At 43.1% G+C, this 22,459-nt stretch carries 11 protein-coding genes, 2 tRNA genes and 3 rRNA genes; all 16 read right to left on the reverse strand.

Going from position 1 to position 22,459, the window contains the following annotated elements:
* Positions 1–122: 122 nt before the first annotated feature.
* The 16 genes from Bovatus_RS06375 to Bovatus_RS06450 all read right to left on the reverse strand — a co-directional run bounded on the left by Bovatus_RS06375 (position 123) and on the right by Bovatus_RS06450 (position 22,451).
* A complete protein-coding gene (locus Bovatus_RS06375; RefSeq protein ID WP_004297649.1) occupies positions 123–2,687 on the reverse strand; it encodes a glycosyltransferase family 1 protein in 2,565 nt (854 codons plus the stop codon).
* Between the two features lie 37 nt (positions 2,688–2,724).
* Positions 2,725–4,386, reverse strand: coding sequence for a glycogen/starch synthase (locus Bovatus_RS06380; protein WP_004297648.1), 1,662 nt, complete (start codon positions 4,384–4,386; stop codon positions 2,725–2,727).
* Between the two features lie 202 nt (positions 4,387–4,588).
* Positions 4,589–5,053, reverse strand: coding sequence for a V-type ATP synthase subunit K (locus Bovatus_RS06385; protein WP_004297644.1), 465 nt, complete (start codon positions 5,051–5,053; stop codon positions 4,589–4,591).
* 74 nt (positions 5,054–5,127) lie between these two features.
* On the reverse strand, positions 5,128–6,945 hold the full coding sequence (locus Bovatus_RS06390; protein WP_004297642.1) for a V-type ATP synthase subunit I: 1,818 nt from the start codon (positions 6,943–6,945) through the stop codon (positions 5,128–5,130).
* Positions 6,942–7,547 carry a V-type ATP synthase subunit D gene (locus Bovatus_RS06395; protein ID WP_004297640.1) on the reverse strand — a complete coding sequence of 202 codons (606 nt, stop codon included), beginning with the start codon at positions 7,545–7,547 and terminating at the stop codon, positions 6,942–6,944. Before Bovatus_RS06395 ends, Bovatus_RS06390 begins: the two co-directional genes overlap by 4 nt.
* A 107-nt stretch (positions 7,548–7,654) precedes the next feature.
* Positions 7,655–8,983 carry a V-type ATP synthase subunit B gene (locus tag Bovatus_RS06400; protein ID WP_004297639.1) on the reverse strand — a complete coding sequence of 443 codons (1,329 nt, stop codon included), beginning with the start codon at positions 8,981–8,983 and terminating at the stop codon, positions 7,655–7,657.
* A gap of 29 nt (positions 8,984–9,012) precedes the next feature.
* A complete protein-coding gene (locus Bovatus_RS06405) occupies positions 9,013–10,773 on the reverse strand; it encodes a V-type ATP synthase subunit A (protein ID WP_004297638.1) in 1,761 nt (586 codons plus the stop codon).
* A 17-nt stretch (positions 10,774–10,790) separates the two neighbouring features.
* On the reverse strand, positions 10,791–11,633 hold the full coding sequence (locus Bovatus_RS06410) for a DUF2764 domain-containing protein (RefSeq protein ID WP_004297637.1): 843 nt from the start codon (positions 11,631–11,633) through the stop codon (positions 10,791–10,793).
* An 11-nt stretch (positions 11,634–11,644) separates the two neighbouring features.
* Positions 11,645–12,235, reverse strand: a complete 591-nt coding sequence (locus Bovatus_RS06415) for a V-type ATP synthase subunit E family protein (RefSeq protein WP_004297635.1) — start codon at positions 12,233–12,235, stop codon at positions 11,645–11,647.
* 452 nt (positions 12,236–12,687) lie between these two features.
* A 5S ribosomal RNA gene (rrf, locus tag Bovatus_RS06420) occupies positions 12,688–12,798 on the reverse strand.
* Between the two features lie 77 nt (positions 12,799–12,875).
* Positions 12,876–15,755, reverse strand: a 23S ribosomal RNA gene (locus Bovatus_RS06425).
* Positions 15,756–15,915: 160 nt separating this feature from the next.
* A tRNA-Ala gene (locus Bovatus_RS06430) sits at positions 15,916–15,989 on the reverse strand.
* A 63-nt stretch (positions 15,990–16,052) separates the two neighbouring features.
* A tRNA-Ile gene (locus Bovatus_RS06435) sits at positions 16,053–16,129 on the reverse strand.
* 185 nt (positions 16,130–16,314) lie between these two features.
* A 16S ribosomal RNA gene (locus Bovatus_RS06440) occupies positions 16,315–17,842 on the reverse strand.
* Together the 16S, 23S and 5S rRNA genes with 2 tRNA genes alongside form the textbook arrangement of a ribosomal RNA operon.
* Before the next feature lie 1,309 nt (positions 17,843–19,151).
* Entirely contained in the window at positions 19,152–21,212 is a 2,061-nt protein-coding gene (locus Bovatus_RS06445; RefSeq protein WP_224440791.1) for a SusF/SusE family outer membrane protein, read from the reverse strand.
* 57 nt (positions 21,213–21,269) lie between these two features.
* Positions 21,270–22,451: a metallophosphoesterase gene (locus Bovatus_RS06450; RefSeq protein WP_004296678.1), complete on the reverse strand. Its 1,182-nt coding sequence runs from the start codon at positions 22,449–22,451 to the stop codon at positions 21,270–21,272.
* Positions 22,452–22,459 lie beyond the last annotated feature (8 nt).

The raw sequence follows: 22,459 nt of genomic DNA on the forward strand, positions 1-22,459 counted from the left end.
GACTTTACGCCTCACTCTCCAAACAGATAAAAAATTCAGCCCCTGTCATTCTCAAAGAATACAGGGGCTGAATGTATGTATGAAAGTGAGGGAAATATACTCCCCTACTTTTACTCAAGCAATTAGATAAACCAACGTACGTAGCAGAAGTCCTGACGGTGTGGAAGTTCCGGATTCTTCGGGAACATACGGTAAGACACCTTGAAACTACCTGCATTTGACAAGCTGTGTTTAACCTGGAATGTATACAAGTCGCCTTCTTTCTTGACTACACTGAACGGTTCTACAGAATAAACATGTTGTTTTCCGTCTGCAGTTGTGTAAGTAGTAACCAATTCAAGTCCCACTGCATCATTCAAGCCTTTTTCATCGATAACGTAAGTAATAGTATATTCTTTTCCGCTTTCGATATCACCATTCTTCAGCTCTTCTACCTTGTCACAAGATACGATTTCAATAGAATCCCATTTAGCAACCACATCTTCTTTCCAAGCTGCGATTTCTTTTGCTTTTGCATTATCGTTAGCAGCCAAAGTCTGGAAACGTTTTGCCAGTTTGCAATAGAACTTGCTATAGTAATCATCCAACTGACGCTTCATGGTATAATGAGGAGCAATCTGTGCGATAGAATTCTTCACCACTTTGATCCAGCCTTCAGAATATCCCTTCTTATTACGTGCATAATACAACGGAAGGATTTCAGTTTCAAGAATACTGTAAATAGTAGCAGCATCCAGCTGATCCTGATGTTCCTGATTCTGGTAAGTACGTTTTTCAGTCAACGCCCAACCTGCACCTTCACGGTAACCTTCCAGCCACCATCCGTCTAATACGGAGAAATTGACAACACCGTTCATCAAAGCTTTTTCACCAGATGTACCGGATGCCTCCAACGGACGAGTCGGAGTATTCAACCAGATATCAACGCCGGAAACCAGACGACGAGCCAGTTGCATATCGTAATTCTCGAGGAAGATAATCTTACCCAGGAATTCCGGACGACGAGAGATTTCAATGATACGCTTAATCAAGCCCTGGCCTGCTCCATCGTGCGGGTGAGCTTTACCTGTAAACAGGAATTGTACCGGATAATCAGGATTGTTCACGATCTTAGAAAGACGATCCAAGTCGGTGAACAGCAAGTGTGCACGTTTGTAAGTAGCAAAACGACGGCCGAAACCAATCAGCAATGCGTTCGGATTGATCTTATCCATCAGTGAAACGATACGAGAAGGATCTCCCTGGTTCTTCAACCATGTATCGCGGAATGACTTACGGATATAGTCAACCAACTTATTCTTCATAGTCATACGAGTCTTCCAAATCTCTTCATCGGGCACATTGTAGATAGCTTCCCAAATCTTAGGATTAGACTGATCGAACCAGAAGTTTTCGTTGAAATATTTAAAGTATAATTCTTTCCATTCTGTTGCACTCCAAGTTGGGAAGTGAACACCATTCGTTACATATCCTACGTGGCTTTCTTCCGGGAAATAACCTTTCCAGATAGAAGAGAACATTTCTTGAGAAACTTTTCCGTGCAGCCAGCTTACACCGTTCACTTCCTGTGAAGTGTTACAAGCAAAAACAGACATACAGAAACGTTCGCCCTTGTCGCCCGGATTGTTACGTCCTAGATCCATCAAGTCATCCCATGAGATACCCATTCTGGAAGGATAACCACCCATATATTTGCCGAACAAACCTTCGTCAAAATAGTCGTGACCTGCAGGCACCGGAGTATGAACAGTATAAAGAGAAGAAGCGCGAACCAACTCAATAGCCTGGTCGAAAGTCAATCCAGTAGCTACATAGTCGCAGATACGCTGAACATTAATCAATGCAGCATGTCCTTCATTACAGTGATAAACATCTTTCTTGATACCCAGAGCTTTCAGAGTCAGGATACCACCGATACCCAACAAGATTTCCTGTTTCAAACGGTTTTCCCAGTCACCACCATAAAGCTGGTGAGTGATAGGACGGTCGAATTCGCTGTTCATTTCATTATCCGTATCAAGCAGATACAAAGAAATACGTCCAACATTCACACGCCATACGTTTGCATGAACAAAATAATCAAGATAAGGAACGTCAACTATCAACGGCTGACCATTGGCATCCATTACGCGTTCAATAGGAAGTTGACCGAAGTTCTGTGCCTCGTAGTTGGCAATCTGCTGTCCATCCATAGACAACGTTTGAGTAAAGTAGCCGTAACGATACAAGAAACCTACCGCACACAAATCAACATTGCTGTCGGAAGCCTCTTTCAGATAGTCACCAGCCAATACGCCCAGACCACCGGAATATATTTTCAGGACGCTGCTCAAGCCATATTCCATGCTGAAATAAGCTATAGATGGGCGTTGCTCATCCGGCTTCACATCCATGTAATCTCTGAATTTCGTATAAACTTCATTCATTCTTCTTAGAATCACCTTGTCTTTTGCCAGCGCTTCCAGCTTCTCATAGCTCATACGTTCCAACAACAGTACTGGATTCTGTCCACATTCTTTCCAAAGTTCCGGATCTAGATCTCTAAACAGTTCAGTCGCTTCAAAATTCCATGCCCACCAAATGTTGCGTGCGATTTCAGACAACTTCTCCAACTCTTCCGGTATACGTGATTTCACAGTAACCTCTTTCCAGTTGGGAGTATTCACATTACTAACTTTGATTTTCATAATGTTTTCGTTTACTTATTGATAAATAATTTCTTTCTTAACTCAACTGACGTATCCTTGCCTTACGCAAAGCGATATCATAAGCTTCATAATAATATTGTATAAAGTGCTTCCATAAAGCCTGCTCTGCAACTTCAGCAGCACGCTTACGGATTTCCTTCACCTCTTTATCAGTCTTATCCGCAAACAACGTAATCGTATCTTTGATACCATCCGCCACTTCCGAATAATTATAGTCCGAACGATGCAGCACTTCCACTCCATCATTAATGCCATGCTGGTTCTTCAGGCTGTTTACCCAAAGTCCGAATCCTGCCAGATCCGTAGTGATTGTCGGCACATGGAAAGCTACACTTTCCAGCGGAGTATATCCCCACGGTTCGTAATAAGAAGCATAGACACTCAAATCCTGCCCCAGCAATATATCATAATATTCTTTATTCATGATACCATCACGACCATCCAGATAACAAGGAACAAAAATCACCTTTACCTTATCTTCCGGACGATTGCCCATTCCCAGATATTTCAACATGTCCAACACCTGGTCATGAGTCATATTATGCAGCCAATGAGTGATAAACGGTACTTCGAGGGGAGTGTCGAACTTATCTTTGCTCTTCAAACGTGCCTGCAAATCCTCGCGAGGCTCTCCCACCCAACCGGGTACATTGATGAATGCCAACACATTCTTATGTAGTTTCTTATCCCTGTTCAAGCGGTTTAATGATTCCAAAAAAACATCAATACCTTTATTCTTAAACTCATATCGCCCACTGGTTCCGACAATTAACGTATCATCACCCAGATTTGTTCCCAATAATTTATTGGCAACACTAAGCATCAAGGTACGTGCGCGCTTACGCTTGCCGGTAAACGTGCTTCCTTTCGGCACAAAATCATCTTCAAAACCGTTCATCAGAACAACATCTGCCGGTTTATCCAGTAATTCCTTGCATTCATTATTGGTTATTTCACTCACCGTAGTAAAACAGTCTACATAATGTGCAGTCTGTTTCTCAATCGAGTGTTTCGATTGCATGTTCAGTTCCTGTGCCATCTGGTCGCCATTATAAGCAAACAGATAGTCATACAACGGCTTATTATTGCCGGCAATGGAACGACCGATAGACGTAGCATGGGTCGTAAAAATAGTAGCAACCTCCGGCACAGCTTCCTGTACATAAAGTGCTCCCATTCCAGTCATCCATTCATGTGCCTGATATACCACCTTATCCGTTTCCGTCAGGTTGTAGCGATAGAAACTCTCCACCACTCTTCCTGCGGCATAGGAAAACATAGAAGCCTCGTCGTAATCGCCATAGGCGTGCAACGAATCTACTTGATAACGATTCCACATTTCTGTGTATATATCGTCTTTCTTTTCAAAAAAAGGTTGGAAATCAACAAGAATGACTATGGGTTCACCGGGGATATTCCATCGTCCCACACGGACAGAAAGTTCGTCTTTCTCAAGCGCATGCTCTTTCCAGGCAGCACATAGGTTATCCGACTCGATGAATAGAGGGTTCTCCTTTCCTTGCCACACATCAGGACCTATGAAGAAAATTCTGTCGCGGAATTTTTCCTGTAATGTATTTGCCCGTGTCGACAAGACGGTATATATCCCTCCCACTTTATTACATACTTCCCAGCTGGACTCGAAGATATAATCGGGGGTTAATAAATCTTTTACCATATAATATATTAAAACTCTTTTTAGTATGCGAGTGCAAAAGTACACATTATTCTTTGAAAAATAATACTTTATACAAAAAATATGAGTTAAGAAGAGGAAAGAAACGTTGTCTAACAATGAAAAAAGAATATCCCCTTGCACATGCAAAGCAGCATGTACAAGGGGATTGAAAGTCCTTTATAGGAAATATTCTTGCTAAAAATTATGCAACGAGTGCGCTACCAATCAAGAAGGTTGCAGCCAAAGCAACGATTGCATAGAGTTCGGGGAATACGGCAAGAATCAACGTATTGCTAAATACATTGTGTCCCTGTCCGATTGCTGCGATACCGTTTGCACAAACTTGTCCCTGACGGATAGCGGAGAATAAAGCAACCAATCCCAGAGCAATACCTGCACCAAGCACTGCTGATGCCTGGATAGGTGTAATTTCAGGAGTCAAAATACCGAAGATTGTCTGAAACATGAAATAACCTGCAAAACCATAAAGACCCTGTGTACCCGGAAGAGCTGTCAATACCAGGAAGTTACCGAATGCACTATCATTCTTCTTCAATGCTCCGATAGCAGCATTACCTGCAATAGTTACTCCGTAAGCACTACCGATGCCCGACAAACCAACCATAATCGCGATGCCAATGTAGGCGATAAACAAATTCATTTCCATAATCTTATTCTATTTTTTATTGTTTAATTCTTAAAATATTAATTCTCAATTTCTAATTCTTAATCTTCAAATTTTCAATTTCTGAACGGTTTGTACTCTTTACCGCCTCCTTCATATCCGGAGTTCTTGAAGAACTCAACGAACGTCAGACGCATCGGGTGAACCATTGCACCCAGCACATTCATAAAGATATTGATGGCATGACCGATAACGAAAATCAGTACCATAACAATCGGGCCTGCTATTACATTATCCGGACTCATACCTACTGCCAGGCTGTTGAATACTCCCGCCAAAATACCTCCGGAAAGTCCGAGGGCAAACAGACGAACGTAAGACAATACATCGCCAAGCAAACCGGTGACCATATTATATGAATCCCATAATCCCAGTCCGATATTCAGGAAAACATTCTTTCCCGGACTGTTATAAAGGAAGATCATAGCAGCCGAAACACCCAGAATAACCAAATGCACTGTACTTCCCATCGGCATTACCTCCGGCAACAAAGCCGAAACTGCCATGGAAACCAGCAGGATGATCCATCCGATAGTTGCCACTGCATATTTGAAGCCAAACTGAATGGTCTGATTCACCGCCTTCAACACCATACCGAATAGTATCTGAATAGCTCCCAATATCAACGATAATTGGAACATATCATTGTTATCCATCAAGACGGCATGTTTCAGACGTTGAACAATCGGCCAGTTCAAATCGTAGATATTCGCTCCGAAGAACGTACCTGTCAGCAAACCGCAAAAGAATGTTGAAGCAGCCAATACCTGTATCAATGAAATGATCGACTTCATTGACGGAGTCACTTTCTTCGCCATCAACCGATAGGCCGTAGCTCCCAGGAACAGGAACACCCCATATCCGGAATCTCCCAGACAAAGTCCGAAAAAGACCATAAAGAACGGGGCAAAGAACGGAGTCAAGTCCAATTCATTATACTTCGGAAGCATATACAACTTACAGATCGGTTCGAACCAGGCAAAGAATCCCTTATTATTCAATCGAATAGGAACATTATCGCCCGGCATCGGATCGGTAATCTCATAATATACATGTGCGTCATTCAAGTAAGCCTCTATTTCCACTTGACTGAATGCAGGTGCCCATCCTTCAATTAACATCAGTTTGTCACCGGCAGTCTGTTCGGAACTTAACACCACCTTAGAGAACTCAATCTGGCTTTGCAACTCTTTCAGAGCAGCCTTCAAGGAAGGAATTTCTGTTTCGGAAAGCGTAACCAGCTTCTTTTCATTCTCTTCAACGGCCTGTTCGGTCGTATTGTAAAGCGTTTCAAGGTGTGCCAAAGAGTATGCAGGTAATTTCGCCTGTTCTACATCCAAATCCACTTCCTGCCCGCCTTTCGTCAGAGTCACGAAGAATACTTTAGAAGAGATACGGTTCACAATCATTGCATTGTATTCCGTTTCCCACTCTTCCTTGTAATTTCCTTCCGAACAGCTATAAAAACCGATTACATAACCGGCATTTTTCAGTTTCTGAACATTATCCGGTTCAAAGTTACCCCAGGCTTCCAGCGCTTCTTTCTCTTTGGCATAGCTTTGCAACTGCTGCAACAGCTTTCCATGCTCTGTTTGCAGGGCATCCACTTCGTCCAGCACTTGCATACCACGGGCAGCCGTTCCACCTTCCGTAGCAATTACAGCATTCTTTTCATGCTTCTGATTCTGAAGCAACTTCAAGGTAGCCGCCAAGCGATTGGAAAGACGAATATTCTCCTGCAACTCCGTGTTATCAGCAGCCCCCTGTTGTTTCTCCACAATATGGACTACCCCAAGTTCACGCAGACTGTTCAGGAATTCTTCATACTCTTTGTGATAAACCAGGAATGTGAGTTTCTTCATTTTTGTAATCATGCCTCTACCTCCTTCCTTTTTTCTTGATGGGACTTCATGATCTTTTGCGAAGATTTCGACAAGTTTTCTTCATCTTCCATGAATCGTTTGATCTTTCGCAATGCATCCTGATAACCCGGTATCTGCACCTTCTCAAAAAGGTTCACCTTTTGAGTGGTCTTTTTCCTTGCATGTTCTAACAAGTTCAGCTTGGCGAGCATAAATTCACGTTCAATTGCCGTATGAGCCAGCTCTTCCAATAGATGGATACCGTCGGCATACCATTTGGGAGCATTAAACATACTGTACGGACGTATCTCGAATTCTACATTTTCGAGCAACGGTACGCGCACACCTGCAATCTTTTTCACGCCAAGATGAACATCATTCACCTTTATTAATGAAGCGTCAAACTCATTCCAAAGGGCGAACATGGCTTCATAGGCTTGAATTTGTTGTTCGAGCCTATCCTCCAGATCGGCAGCTTCCGTTTTACAGCGTTTCACTTCCATGCGGAGGGCGCTTTCCTTATTCTTAATAATAGGAAGCGTACGCACCCGCACTTTCAGTTGCTTTTCGAGCTGCTGAAGAGAGGTTTTGTTATATTGAAACTTTATAGCCATCTCGTTGATTTACTAATTTAACAATTTACGATCAGACGATTGAAATTACTTCTTATATACATATATAATCCGTCCACTATCATCCTAATAGCAAATCGTCTAATTGTCTAATTATTTTGTTTCGGCCAGTATTGATCCACCAAGTCTTTCTTGATATTCACTTCTTCCGGACGGAAATATTTACCGAACAAGCCCCAGGCAACGTCCAGCATTTCAGTAGTATCAAGATTGACATCAATAGCCAATAACTGATTGGAATAGTCCTTCGCAAAAGCCAACGTACGTTCGTCGTAGTTGGTCAGGTCGAAACCATTTTCCATCTTCGTCTTAGCGTTAGCGGCATCGGCATACAGACGTACAGCGGCATTCATCACTTGCGGATGGTCCTTACGTGTCTTCTTACCGGTTACCAGCTGTTTCAAACGAGACAATGAACGGAACGGGTCAACAATTACCTTACCGATATCACTATCACGACGCAGGAACAACTGACCTTCAGTGATGTAACCCGTATTATCAGGTACAGCATGCGTAATATCTCCACCAGACAAAGTAGTCACCGCAATAATAGTGATTGAACCACCGGAAGGGAACTGCACCGCCTTTTCGTAAATCTTTGCCAAATCCGAGTAAAGCGATCCCGGCATAGAGTCTTTCGAAGGAATCTGGTCCATACGGTTAGATACAATTGCCAACGCATCCGCATAGCTCGTCATATCCGTCAATAGCACCAGCACTTTCTCATTATTATTTACTGCAAAATACTCTGCAGCAGTCAATGCCATGTCCGGAATCAACAAACGTTCTACCGGAGGATTTTCGGTCGTATTCATGAAACTCACGATACGGTCCAGCGCACCTGCATTAGAGAACACATTCTTAAAGTACAGGTAGTCGTCATTCGTCATACCCATACCTCCGAGGATAATCTTATCCGTTTCAGCACGTAAGGCTACATTTGCCATTACCTGATTAAAAGGCTGGTCGGGGTCGGCAAAGAACGGAATCTTCTGACCCGATACCAGTGTATTGTTCAAGTCGATACCGGCAATACCCGTTGCAATCAGTTCCGACGGCTGTTTACGTCGAACCGGGTTCACAGACGGACCGCCAATTTCCACTTCCTGTCCTTCAATGTCCGGACCTCCATCAATCGGATCACCGAAAGCGTTGAAGAAACGTCCGGCCAGCTGCTCACTCACTTTCAATGTAGGCGATTTGCCGAGGAATACTACTTCGGCATTGGTCGGAATACCCTCCGTACCTTCAAATACCTGCAAAGTGACATCGTCACCGGCAATCTTAACCACCTGTGCCAGTTTACCGTCCACAGTGGCAAGCTCGTCATACCCTACTCCTGTCGCTTTCAGCGAACAAGTAGCCTTGGTAATCTGAGTAATCTTGGTATATATCTTTTGAAAAGCTTTTGTTGCCATCTTTGATAATTAAAATTATAAATTAAAGATTATGAATTGACACTTCTTTCGGCAATCAATTCCTTCAGTTGTTTCTGGAATCCTTCATACTGTTCCGATTTGAACTTCGAGTAGTTCATCTGCTTACAGACATTAATCATCTTCTTGAAGTAATCCATTACTTCGTTGAAGTTATCAAAGTCAAATTCCGTATGACAGATGTCGATTATCATGTTCAGAATATCTTCCTGACGTTCCATCGGAGTTACCGCATCAATTTCATCAAAAGCATCCTGTTGCAGAATAACAAAGTCAATCAATTCTGATTTCCAGAAAATCACATGATATTCTACCGGTACACCATCATCACCGAGGATATTGATCTGTTCGGCAATTTCCTTACCGCGCTGTAAACGGGTTTTCAGTTCGTTTACCTTTCCAATCCATTCATCGTTGATATGACCTTTGATATACTCCTCAAATTCCGGGTATTCGATATATTTTGAATAAGAATCAATCGGATTCACTGCCGGATAACGTTTCTTATCCGCACGATCCTGTTCCAAAGCATAAAAACAACGGGCTACTTTCTTCGTATTTTCAGTCACCGGCTCCTTCAAGTTACCACCCGCAGGAGATACCGTACCGATAAACGTAATAGAACCCGTTTCGTCATTACTTAGTTTTACATATCCCGCACGACCGTAGAAGTTGGAGATAATAGCCGAAATATCCATCGGGAAAGCATCCGGCCCAGGCAATTCTTCCATACGGTTGGACATCTCACGCAAAGCCTGTGCCCAACGGGAAGTAGAATCTGCCATCAACAAGACTTTCAATCCCATGGAACGGTAATATTCCGCCAGTGTCATTGCTGTATATACAGATGCTTCACGGGCAGCTACCGGCATGTTGGAAGTATTCGCAATGATGATAGTACGTTCCATCAACTTACGTCCCGTATGCGGGTCTACCAGTTCGGGGAACTCGGTAAAGATTTCCACCACCTCATTGGCACGTTCACCACAAGCCGCAATGATAACGATATCCGCTTCCGCCTGTTTAGAGATAGCGTGCTGAAGCACTGTTTTACCAGTACCGAACGGACCGGGGATAAATCCCGTACCACCTTCCACAATCGGATTCAGCGTATCAATCACACGTACACCAGTCTCCAATAATTTGAAAGGACGCGGTTTCTCCTTATAATTCGTCATCGCACGTTTCACGGGCCATCTCTGAATCATAGTCACAGGAATATCATTTCCTTCTTCGTCTGTCAGGATGGCAATTGTATCTTCTATCTTATAATCACCTTCCGGCATGATTGTTTTTACGGTAGCCGTTCCTTTCATAGTGAACGGAGCCATGATTTTCAGCGGCTGGAAGTTTTCATTCACCTGTCCCAACCATGCAGAAGCCTGCACTTTGTCACCTACATTCGCTAAGGGTACGAAGTGCCATACACGTTCTTTATCCAACGGATATGTATATTGTCCTCTTTTCAGGAAAACTCCATCCATCTTGTCGAGGTCATTTTGCAGACCATCATAGTTTTTCGATAGCATACCCGGGCCTAATGTCACCTCAAGCATGTGTCCTGTAAATTCGGCTTCGGCGCCCACTTTCAGTCCACGTGTGCTTTCAAACACCTGGACATATACATGTGAACCTACAACCTTAATCACCTCCGCCATCAACTTATCACCACCGGTCGAGATATAACAAATCTCATTCTGAGCTACCGGTCCGTCAACGACGAGGGTCACCATGTTGGCAATAACGCCACTAACAGTTCCTTTTGTTGCCATATATTTTTTTTATTTTATTATCTGAATTCTGCAGGAATCTGCACTTCGTTCTTCAGCGATTCGATAATGCTTCTGAACAACTGATTACCTCTTTCCTTATCCAGTGAAATCCACCGTTCAATCATTTCCAGCTTCAGCAGGAAAGCGAAAATACGTTCGATAGTGAAATAGTCGAAGAAAATAGCATCCTCCATCCAATTCCACCGCAAAGCATCCAACTTCTTCTCACGCTCCACCAGTTCTGTAATCTCACTGATTTTCACTAACGATTCAAACACATCCACCTCACCGGACAATCCGAAATCGCGGGCACTCGATGTACGCAATGCTTCGCATACTTCCGTATTTCCCACAACGTTGGAAGCAATATCCCATTTGAATTTACGGCTAGTAAATGCAACAAGAATATTATTGATGTTCAAGTTGAATTCAAACCAGGCAGAAACGAACTTATTCCCACAGTTCATCGCATACTCATAATATAGAGCAGCCAGATGATCCTCGTGTAAAACCGTACTTTCAGCCGGAGTATTCAGATAATCAGTAATAAAAGTGGATAGATAGACCGGAAATTCTTTAGGACTGATTTCTCCGCCTTCTCTCAGAATAGAAATATATTCAGAGAGTTCGTCAGCAGAGTAGTTTCCCCGTTTGTCGATTTCCGCTTCTTTATCTTTGAGAAGTTTCAGCACATTTGCATTATCAAACTTCAGATAAAACAAGTCAATCAACTTCTGGTCTGAAGCAGACAATCCATCGTAGATTTCAGTTTTAAAATCGGCTACTGTATAGCTCAGTTTGCTGTCTTCCAGCGAAAGTTCCGGCAAACCTGCTACCAAGTAATAGTACTTACTACTCATAGTCGCTTCTTTTAAAATAGCATTTCTACTAATTGAGGACGCAAGAACGCTTTGAAGTAATTCATGAATTCTTCTTCTCCGAAGTTCACCTTATACGAACCGTCCGCCGGAGAAACAGTGAACAGAGTTTTGATACCATTTACTTGCTGAATGGTCACCCCCTTGTCTAATAAAGCTTTTGCATGAGCTGCAAAATACTTTTTCAGCGATTCCGCATCGGCTGTTGAGATGACGATAGGTTCATCTATGCTCCATTTGGATGCCAATGCTACGATAAACGCATTCAGGTAATCTTTATCCTGAGCGAAATCTTTCACGGAAGCGGTTATCAACTTATCAGTTACCATTGTAGCGATTTCTGATTTGAGCGCATTCACAGCCTGACCGGCGAATAGTTTTAACTCTGATTTAGTATTTTCTGCTAACTCATCAGCAGATTTACGAGAGGAGTTTACAATTGATTCTGCCTCTTTTCGGGCATCCTCAATGATTTTCTTAGCTTCTTCCTGAGCATTCGCAATAAGTCTCTGCGCTTCCTCGTTTCCTTTTTCCACGCCTTCACGATAAATCTTATCGGTCAACTCTTGAATTTTGTTTTCCATATTAACAGGAGTATTTAGTATTATTACTATATTAACTATGTGTCCTTTGTCAGATTCTCGCCAAATTTACAAAAATCAATTTGATAAAAAAGAGAAAGAAGAAAAGAAAAAGATTTGTTTGCAAAAAAATCACAGTCCTACACCTATTTTATTCCGCTTTTTCCCCTTTTTTATTACTAAATGACACATTTACCGAATCTTTCAAGCCGGTAAACAAATATAAGGAATCTAAAAGACATTTGGAAATATGTATATACTTAAAACGACAAACAGGATACTAATACAAGATTAAATAACAAAAGCTATCGGTATTTCACCAAATTCATAGAAAACTAAAACTTCGGGGAGATCTATTCGACAATGACTTACCGGAAGACTGAAGATTGATAATTTTCGCAAAGTACCAAATGACAGAAGCCCCTTGACTCAAAATGAATCAAGGGGCTTCTTTAAAACGGCGGCTACCTACTCTCCCACTGTTACGCAGTACCATCGGCGTGACGAGGCTTAACTTCTCTGTTCGGAATGGGAAGAGGTGGAACCCTCGTGCTATAACCACCTGAAGAAGGTTATGACATGATGAAAAGTAAAATTTCAGTGTCTAGCAAGCTAAACGTATATACCCAACCGGTACATGTCCGAAAGAAAGTGAACGGGCAATTAGTAATGCTCGGCTTTGATGTTACCACCTTTACACCTGCATCCTATCAACGTCATCGTCTTTGACGACCCTAAGAAATCTAATCTTGTGGCTGGCTTCGTACTTAGATGCTTTCAGCACTTATCCAATCCCGACTTAGATACCCAGCAATGCACCTGGCGGCACAACTGGTAAACCAGCGGTCAGTCCAACACGGTCCTCTCGTACTAGTGTCAGAGCCACGCAAATTTCATACGCCCACGATAGATAGAGACCGAACTGTCTCACGACGTTCTGAACCCAGCTCGCGTGCCACTTTAATGGGCGAACAGCCCAACCCTTGGGACCTTCTCCAGCCCCAGGATGTGACGAGCCGACATCGAGGTGCCAAACCCCTCCGTCGATATGAGCTCTTGGGAGGGATCAGCCTGTTATCCCCGGAGTACCTTTTATCCTTTGAGCGATGTCCCTTCCATACGGAAACACCGGATCACTATGCTCTAGTTTCCTACCTGATCGACTTGTCTGTCTCCCAGTCAAGCGCCCTTATGCCATTACACTCTACGGACGGTTACCAATCGTCCTGAGGGCACCTTTAGAAGCCTCCGTTACACTTTTGGAGGCGACCACCCCAGTCAAACTACCCACCAAACAGTGTCCTCGTATCTACGAGTTAGAACTCAAATAATCAAAGGGCCGTATTTCAACAGCGACTCCACAAATACTGGCGTACCTGCTTCAAAGTCTCCGGCCTATCCTACACATCAATTACCCAAATTCAATGTTAAGCTATAGTAAAGGTTCACGGGGTCTTTTCGTCCCATCGCGGGTAATCGGCATCTTCACCGATACTACAATTTCACTGAGCTCACGGTTGAGACAGTGTCCAGATCATTACACCATTCGTGCAGGTCGGAACTTACCCGACAAGGAATTTCGCTACCTTAGGACCGTTATAGTTACGGCCGCCGTTTACTGGGGCTTCAATTCAATGCTTCTCTTGCGATGACATCTCCTCTTAACCTTCCAGCACCGGGCAGGTGTCAGGCTGTATACGTAATCTTTCAATTTGGCACAGCCCTGTGTTTTTGTTAAACAGTTGCCTGGACCTATTCTCTGCGCCCAACTCTCGTTGGGACCCTTTATCCCGAAGTTACAGGGTCAATTTGCCTAGTTCCTTAACCGTGAATCACTCAAGCGCCTTAGTATATTCAACCCGACTACGTGTGTCCGTTTGCGGTACGGGTACCTTAAAGATTAAGTTTAGCGGATTTTCTTGGGAGTATGTTTACACGCACTATTACCTTATTCCGAAGAATTTGGTATACTATCAGGTTCGACTCTTATCCCGGATTTGCCTGGGATAATCAACATCTACACCCTTCAACGGACTATTCCGTCAGTCCGCGGCGCTGTCACTCCTCCGTCTCCACGTCACTCTTTAAGGTAGTACAGGAATATTAACCTGTTCTGCCATCGGCCTCACCGTTCGGCTGAGCCTTAGGACCCGACTAACCCTGATCCGATTAGCGTTGATCAGGAAACCTTAGTCTTTCGGCGAGGGGGTTTCTCACCCCCTTTATCGTTACTTATACCTACATTTGCTTTTCCACACGCTCCAGCAAAGCTCACGCTTCACCTTCGACGCAGAGTGGAATGCTCCCCTACCGATCCTTACGGATCCCATAGCTTCGGTAAATTGCTTGATGCCCGATTATTATCCACGCCAAACTCCTCGACTAGTGAGCTGTTACGCACTCTTTAAATGAATGGCTGCTTCCAAGCCAACATCCTAGCTGTCTTAGCAATCTGACTTCGTTAGTTCAACTTAGCAATTATTTCGGGACCTTAGCTGATGGTCCGGATTCTTCTCCTTTAGGACATGGACCTTAGCACCCATGCCCTCACTCCTGGGATCGAACTACTGCGCATTCGGAGTTTATCAAGACTTGATAGGCGGTGAAGCCCTCGCATCTTATCAGTCGCTCTACCTCACAGTAGTAATTCCCAAGGCTGCACCTAAATGCATTTCGGGGAGTACGAGCTATCTCCAAGTTTGATTAGCCTTTCACCCCCACCCTCAGTTCATCCGGAAGCTTTTCAACGCTTATCGGTTCGGTCCTCCAGTTAGTGTTACCTAACCTTCAACCTGACCAAGGGTAGATCACTTGGTTTCGCGTCTACTCCTTCCGACTAATCGCCCTGTTAAGACTCGCTTTCGCTTCGGCTGCGGATCTCAAGATCCTTAACCTTGCCGGAAAAAGTAACTCGTAGGTTCATTATGCAAAAGGCACGCCGTCACTGCTGAAGCAGCTCCGACCGCTTGTAGGCGCACGGTTTCAGGGACTATTTCACTCTTCTATTCGAAGTGCTTTTCACCTTTCCTTCACAGTACTGGTTCGCTATCGGTCTCTCGGGAGTATTTAGCCTTACCGGATGGTCCCGGCAGATTCACGCAAGATTCCTCGTGTCCCGCGCTACTCAGGATACCACTACGCTTCATTTAGCTTCGAATACCGGACTATCACCGTCTATGGTCCCATTTTCCAAAGGGTTCTTCTCACTAAACTTCTTGCGACATCGTGGTCCTACAACCCCAATATTGCCGTAACAACATTGGTTTGGGCTAATCCCCGTTCGCTCGCCACTACTAGGGGAATCATTATTATTTTCTTTTCCTACAGGTACTAAGATGTTTCAGTTCCCTGCGTTAGCCTCTTGCTATGCAAGATGTCATTCCTTCAGAATGACGGGTTGTCCCATTCGGAAATCTTCGGATCAAAGGTTATTTGCACCTGCCCGAAGCTTATCGCAGCTTATCACGTCCTTCATCGCCTCCGAGAGCCAAGGCATCCGCCATGCGCCCTTGCTTACTTTCTTTCAAACGTTTTATTCTCGTACTGGTATTGGTAGTGGAATTGCTTCCTTCTATCAATATTGCATACTCGAACACGTACGGTTTGATATATACTTTTAGCTCTTACTAAAATTTTACTTTTTGTACATCATGTCAAAGATCGTTTCTCTTTTTCAGAGATCGTGGAGAATAACGGATTCGAACCGTTGACCCTCTGCGTGCAAGGCAGATGCTCTAGCCAGCTGAGCTAATCCCCCAAGAGGTTATTCAAGAATTTTGTTTTTTAGCTTTTAGCTTTCCCTGTTCCTCATTCTTGAGCTTGGTAGTCCCAGGCAGAGTTGAACTGCCGACCTCTACATTATCAGTGTAGCGCTCTAACCAACTGAGCTATAGGACTAGTTCAACCTTGTCTACCTTTCGTCTAGACTCGGCTTCTTTTTTCTCTTGTTTATCTCTATCTATACTTCTATAGATGGTTGATCTATATGTTATAAATAAACAAGTACCAGTAGTACAAAAAACAGAACCTTTAAAGTCTTTTAGTGGCTGCCACGTTTTGTGACAGTTACGGCATCGCTCCAGAAAGGAGGTGTTCCAGCCGCACCTTCCGGTACGGCTACCTTGTTACGACTTAGCCCCAATTACCAGTTTTACCCTAGGACGCTCCTTGCGGTTACGTACTTCAGGTACCCCCGGCTTTCATGGCTTGACGGGCGGTGTGTACAAGGCCCGGGAACGTATTCACCGCGCCATGGCTGATGCGCGATTACTAGCGAATCCAGCTTCACGAAGTCGGGTTGCAGACTTCGATCCGAACTGAGAGAGGTTTTTGGGATTAGCATCCTGTCACCAGGTAGCCGCCTTCTGTACCCCCATTGTAACACGTGTGTAGCCCCGGACGTAAGGGCCGTGCTGATTTGACGTCATCCCCACCTTCCTCACATCTTACGACGGCAGTCTCTCTAGAGTCCTCAGCATAACCTGTTAGTAACTAAAGATAAGGGTTGCGCTCGTTATGGCACTTAAGCCGACACCTCACGGCACGAGCTGACGACAACCATGCAGCACCTTCACAACAGCCTTACGGCTATACTGTTTCCAATATATTCTGTTGCAATTTAAGCCCGGGTAAGGTTCCTCGCGTATCATCGAATTAAACCACATGTTCCTCCGCTTGTGCGGGCCCCCGTCAATTCCTTTGAGTTTCACCGTTGCCGGCGTACTCCCCAGGTGGAATACTTAATGCTTTCGCTTGGCCGCTTACTGTATATCGCAAACAGCGAGTATTCATCGTTTACTGTGTGGACTACCAGGGTATCTAATCCTGTTTGATACCCACACTTTCGAGCATCAGTGTCAGTAACAGTCTAGTGAGCTGCCTTCGCAATCGGAGTTCTTCGTGATATCTAAGCATTTCACCGCTACACCACGAATTCCGCCCACCTCTACTGTACTCAAGACTGCCAGTTTCAACTGCAATTTTACGGTTGAGCCGCAAACTTTCACAACTGACTTAACAATCCACCTACGCTCCCTTTAAACCCAATAAATCCGGATAACGCTCGGATCCTCCGTATTACCGCGGCTGCTGGCACGGAGTTAGCCGATCCTTATTCATATGGTACATACAAAATTCCACACGTGGAAAACTTTATTCCCATATAAAAGAAGTTTACGACCCATAGAGCCTTCATCCTTCACGCTACTTGGCTGGTTCAGGCTCTCGCCCATTGACCAATATTCCTCACTGCTGCCTCCCGTAGGAGTTTGGACCGTGTCTCAGTTCCAATGTGGGGGACCTTCCTCTCAGAACCCCTATCCATCGTAGTCTTGGTGGGCCGTTACCCCGCCAACAAACTAATGGAACGCATCCCCATCGATAACCGAAATTCTTTAATAAAAATATCATGCGATATTCGTATGCTATCCGGTATTAATCTTTCTTTCGAAAGGCTATTCCGGAGTTATCGGCAGGTTGGATACGTGTTACTCACCCGTGCGCCGGTCGCCATCTTCAGTTTGCAAGCAAACTAAAATGCTGCCCCTCGACTTGCATGTGTTAAGCCTGTAGCTAGCGTTCATCCTGAGCCAGGATCAAACTCTTCATTGTAAAAGTATTTTTTATCATCGGTTAAGATGATCTTTTTGCTCTGTTCAGGACGCCGTAAATTTATTGACCTTATTCAAATACCTATTAGTCTTAATTGTATCACTACTTCATAAGACAAGTATTGACGGTTCTATTTTTTACTTGTACTACTTGTATTGTTTATCAATATTTCAAAGAACTTGTTGCTTTCGCTTTAAAAGCGGGTGCAAAGGTAAGGGCTTTATTTTTAACTACCAAACTTTTTCGGAAGTTTTTTAGTTTTTCTTTTTACTCGATTTCTCTGGCTCTCTATGCGAAAGGGAAAGAAGGTATGAAAGAATAACTCTTGCCAATTTTCTTTGCAAATCGGACTGCAAAGATAAGAACTTTATTTATTATAATCCAAACTTTTTCGGAAGTTTTTTGTTCTTTTCTTTAAGTATAATTCCACTTTTTCACTAAGTCAATTTTTCAAGGCTTTCTTCTCTTGGAAAGCGGGTGCAAAAGTACGCCCTTTTGGTATACACTCCAAATATATCAAACTATTTTTTCTAATTATTTTTGAATACATTTGCTAAAGTGCTGATGCATAACGATGTTGTAGAACATATTTTTATGTATGGGGAAATTGTGTGCGGAAACGACGAGAGGGATACACATTATTATATCACACGCGGGCGCGTAAAGGCGAAAAAGGAAAAAGCAAGAAGATGCCTGTAAGGGAAAAATCTGTAGTACAAAGACTCACCAACTCAACCCATTTATTTAAACTTAGGTCAATACCTCCTTTTTCAGATTACAGAGTGCAGAACGGAAATGTTCGAGAATAGTATACATTCTCGCTTAGTGATTAGTAAGGGCTCACCAATGTGAACAAATAAGCTATCAAATGTAGACAAACAAGCTCACTACTGTAAACAAGTCTATCTACTATAGTGAGCCCATAAGAAGCATTAAGAGTTTACAGAAAGATCATTAGGTATTAACCTATAATTGATGAAAGAATATAGAATAAGAGACGGTACTTCAAAAGCAGATACTAATGACACACTTTCGGCATTTATATGATAGAAAAAGGATCAAAATAGTGAGATATGAGATTAGTTATTTACATCCAAGCAGAAGTGTATTTCACTATAAATCAACAAATTAAAAGTAAAACTAAAATTAAATAGGGTGAGGGTAACTTTTTACCCTCACCCTACTGCCACACGTTCCCTCACACCTTGCAACCACGATGAATAAAGGGATTGAACGAAGGTGTGAGGGTGTGAGGGTAAAAGTGATATAAAAATATAATCAGCTACAATTTTTCTTGGAGCAGACCGGGCTAAGGAACTACTATCGTTCCTTTCGCTGCCCTGAAATCAAGAGTTATTATAGTGTTGGCAGCCCATACATAATCTTTGTTCGGTTCATCCATGCCCTCTTTACGCAAATAGATTTCAAGAGTCTCCGGATTAACAGCATATTCGCGTTTCCAAGCACCAAATGAAGGATTAAGATTATCAAAAGCAGGAATATAAGGATGTATTCTGAAACGTCCTCCATTAGGTAAAGTAACAGAGAATGTTTTCCCGTCGCTACTTTCCGTAAAAGGCAAGATCTTTTCGTTGTTTCCTCCGGCTGCCGTTCCATACCCATAGATTACAGGCTTTTGGATGGAGATGGTCTTCGAACCTAAATCAACGAAAATGATATAAGTACCACTTTGGGGGATAACCACCAGTCCTTCGTCAGAGATTTCGAAGCCCACATTATTAGTCAGTCCGGTAAACTCTCCATCACCAAATATCTTGGATGTAGAGAAACGAAGTTTAGTTCCGGCATTGAAATAATTAATATGTATCCATCGGTCGGCACTGTTCCAAACCTTATCTAATGAGATAACCCCATCCGAGCCCCAATTCATGTTTCCAAATTCATCGCCAACCATATAAATAGCCTTCGCTGTTGAGGGGACATCACTTGGAGAGGCAAAAGTCACAGCTATTTTACCTTTATCTTGAGAGAAATCAAGTTCTATTGGTATATTAGAAGCAACAGGAACCGGTTCCAGTGTAGCACCTACACCACGATAATAGATTTGTCCATTATAGATGTTGAATTCCATAGTGTTCCAGTCTCTATTGTTATAGTCGGAAGTTGCATACATCTGAAGATTGCCTTGTGTTGTAGTGACAGCAGAGAAATTCTGCCCGGAAAGATCGAACGATACTTCCTGTCCGTCAAAACACTCACCTATTCCATAAACGGCAGGTTTCTCAAAAGTTATAAGATTACGGTTCATATCTACATATACCAAATACAGGCCGCTTGTTTCTACCGTCGCTCTTCCGTTACTGCCTACAACATAATTGACATTTGTACCCAAAGAGGCAAAACTTTCCGCATCAGATTTTTCCGATGCCCATTTAATTCCCTGACCAGCATTGAAATACTTGATAGTCCAGAATGCACCATTGCCAAGCTGTCCCACAGGGGCCATCTCTACCACATTTGTCGAATTCCAATTCCAGTTTCCAAATTCATCTCCAATCATATATAGTTTCTCTGGATACCCCTCCGGTTCGGGTTCTATGATCTCATTGCCCGTCATCTTCGCAAAGAATTTTCCTGTCAAGACTTCATATTGAAGCGTTACTTTATACTCACCTTTGTTTTTAAGATTGAGCTGCACTTGCGACTGGTTGGTTAGTTCGGCATATTCTTCAGTTAAAACATTCATTTTTATACTTCCTCCCGTTCCGGTGTACATAGAAGAGAATGTATATTTCTCCGTATCTGTTTCCTTCACATCAAAAGACGTATTATCGGTATAATTAAACGAAAACTCTGCCGGTAATATCACTTCTAACTCGCCACTGGACACCCAGGTAGCCACATGGTTAATATGGTCGTAAGACGGTTTTTGAAGAAAGAGTTCGTTTTCACCGTCTTCTGTCAGTTCGAATTTACTCGTCAAACGGAAATTGAATGGAACAATATTAACCTGTTTCAATAAAGGATTCACAATTAGCTGATACAATCCATCTTCCATTACTCTGAAACCGCCGGTTCCAGGAGCCAAAGAATAAGTTGGCACCTCACTGTTGTCGTTTTGCAAAAGCGCTCCCTGCCCATAATAAACGGGTTGCCCATCCGGTCCGACTAAAGAGATATAAAAATCTCCGCTGGATGTCAGCCATGTGTTCAATGCGACCAAAGTGCCCTCTTTTATCACATTCATTTTACCATTGATTGCCTCTACCGAGAATTGGGACGCACTCCCCGTCAGATAGATACCTTCGGGAACATTGATTTCCCGTTCATAGTGTATCCCGTCGTCGGCACAACGACAGAAAATAAATGGCAACGAAAATACAAATAATAATTTTATTATAGTTTTCATCTTCATGATTACATTAAATTATAAATAACTATACTATTGGAATCTAATGGTATTTGACTAAAATTTCACATCAAACTGATGTTGCTTCTTGTCTTTTCCATTCGCTCCTACCACATCAATCACCATTTTTCCATCTTTTATCTTACAAAGCAGATAGCTGTTATTATCATTGACAAGGATGGGAAAGTTGGCTTTATCGGGTTCTGATTCACGGAAATAATATTTATGAGTGTGTCCGGATAACATCAGATCAATTCCAGCCGTATTTAAAACGGGCAACAAGGTTTGCTGCAAATGATAGTTTCCATGCCAGTTGCCTATCGTCGGCGGGATGTGCAGGAATGCGATCCGAAGGGATGATTGCTTAAAATCGTTTTCTTCCACCACACTCCGCAACCATAGGGTTTCTTCTTCTCGGTAATTGTCATAGTCGGCAATACCGGCATACTCCAAATCCGAATCCGGCTTATCTTCACCGGAATCAAGAACAAGAAAACAAACCTTACCTATGTTGAAACGATAATAAAAAGTTCCGGTAGACGTAGGAAAATACTTTATCAACGCATCGGAATAAACTCCACGTGTTTCATGGTTTCCCCGATTGAAAACAATAGGCACTTCGGACGCAAACAATTCGACACAAGCATCAATATAATCTTTACATATCTGCTCCTGCCCCTCTACCCATGACGACATATCTCCATTAAGCAAAACGAAATCAAGAGATTTGAAATCTACTTCCCGACACAGAGACTTCATATAGTCACTCCGCCCGTGAATATCATTTAATACCAGAAAGGAAATTTCTTTCTTCCGGTCGTCGAAAGTTCTGAATCTGAAAGGTTCTTGCTTGTATACATTTGAAGCAGCAATCAATCCATAAGTTACCCAGTCACTCGAAGGCCAGGAGACAACTTCTCTCGAAAAAATCCGGTATCTGTATTCCCTGCCGGGTTCCAAATGTTTGATGCGTACACGGTGGATTGTATCATTGGCCCGCTTACGTCCGGACTCCGTATCGTAATATCGCGGACGTTCCTTCCCATAGAAATGATCTTCACCGGCAGGCGCCACTTCCACCCACGAAAGAGCAGGTTTGTTTGTAGTCCATACCACTGTCACGCCGTCGGTACTCATATCACACAGGTAAGGACCGTGTGTGATCTTTATACTGTCACCGTCATGTGCAGAAAGCCGAGCGGCAAAGATGACAAAAAATACAATTATCCAATTTCTCATAGAACGGT

It is taken from the genome of Bacteroides ovatus (assembly GCF_001314995.1).
Classification (GTDB): Bacteria; Bacteroidota; Bacteroidia; order Bacteroidales; family Bacteroidaceae; genus Bacteroides; species Bacteroides ovatus.

Bases quoted from the DNA above. Each gene is read 5' to 3' on its own strand.
- Bovatus_RS06375 (WP_004297649.1), bottom strand. From the start codon at position 2,687: ATGAAAATCAAAGTTAGTAATGTGAATACTCCCAACTGGAAAGAGGTT.
- Bovatus_RS06380 (WP_004297648.1), bottom strand. From the start codon at position 4,386: ATGGTAAAAGATTTATTAACCCCCGATTATATCTTCGAGTCCAGCTGG.
- Bovatus_RS06385 (WP_004297644.1), bottom strand. From the start codon at position 5,053: ATGGAAATGAATTTGTTTATCGCCTACATTGGCATCGCGATTATGGTT.
- Bovatus_RS06390 (WP_004297642.1), bottom strand. From the start codon at position 6,945: ATGATTACAAAAATGAAGAAACTCACATTCCTGGTTTATCACAAAGAG.
- Bovatus_RS06395 (WP_004297640.1), bottom strand. From the start codon at position 7,547: ATGGCTATAAAGTTTCAATATAACAAAACCTCTCTTCAGCAGCTCGAA.
- Bovatus_RS06400 (WP_004297639.1), bottom strand. From the start codon at position 8,983: ATGGCAACAAAAGCTTTTCAAAAGATATATACCAAGATTACTCAGATT.
- Bovatus_RS06405 (WP_004297638.1), bottom strand. From the start codon at position 10,773: ATGGCAACAAAAGGAACTGTTAGTGGCGTTATTGCCAACATGGTGACC.
- Bovatus_RS06410 (WP_004297637.1), bottom strand. From the start codon at position 11,633: ATGAGTAGTAAGTACTATTACTTGGTAGCAGGTTTGCCGGAACTTTCG.
- Bovatus_RS06415 (WP_004297635.1), bottom strand. From the start codon at position 12,235: ATGGAAAACAAAATTCAAGAGTTGACCGATAAGATTTATCGTGAAGGC.
- Bovatus_RS06445 (WP_224440791.1), bottom strand. From the start codon at position 21,212: ATGAAAACTATAATAAAATTATTATTTGTATTTTCGTTGCCATTTATT.
- Bovatus_RS06450 (WP_004296678.1), bottom strand. From the start codon at position 22,451: ATGAGAAATTGGATAATTGTATTTTTTGTCATCTTTGCCGCTCGGCTT.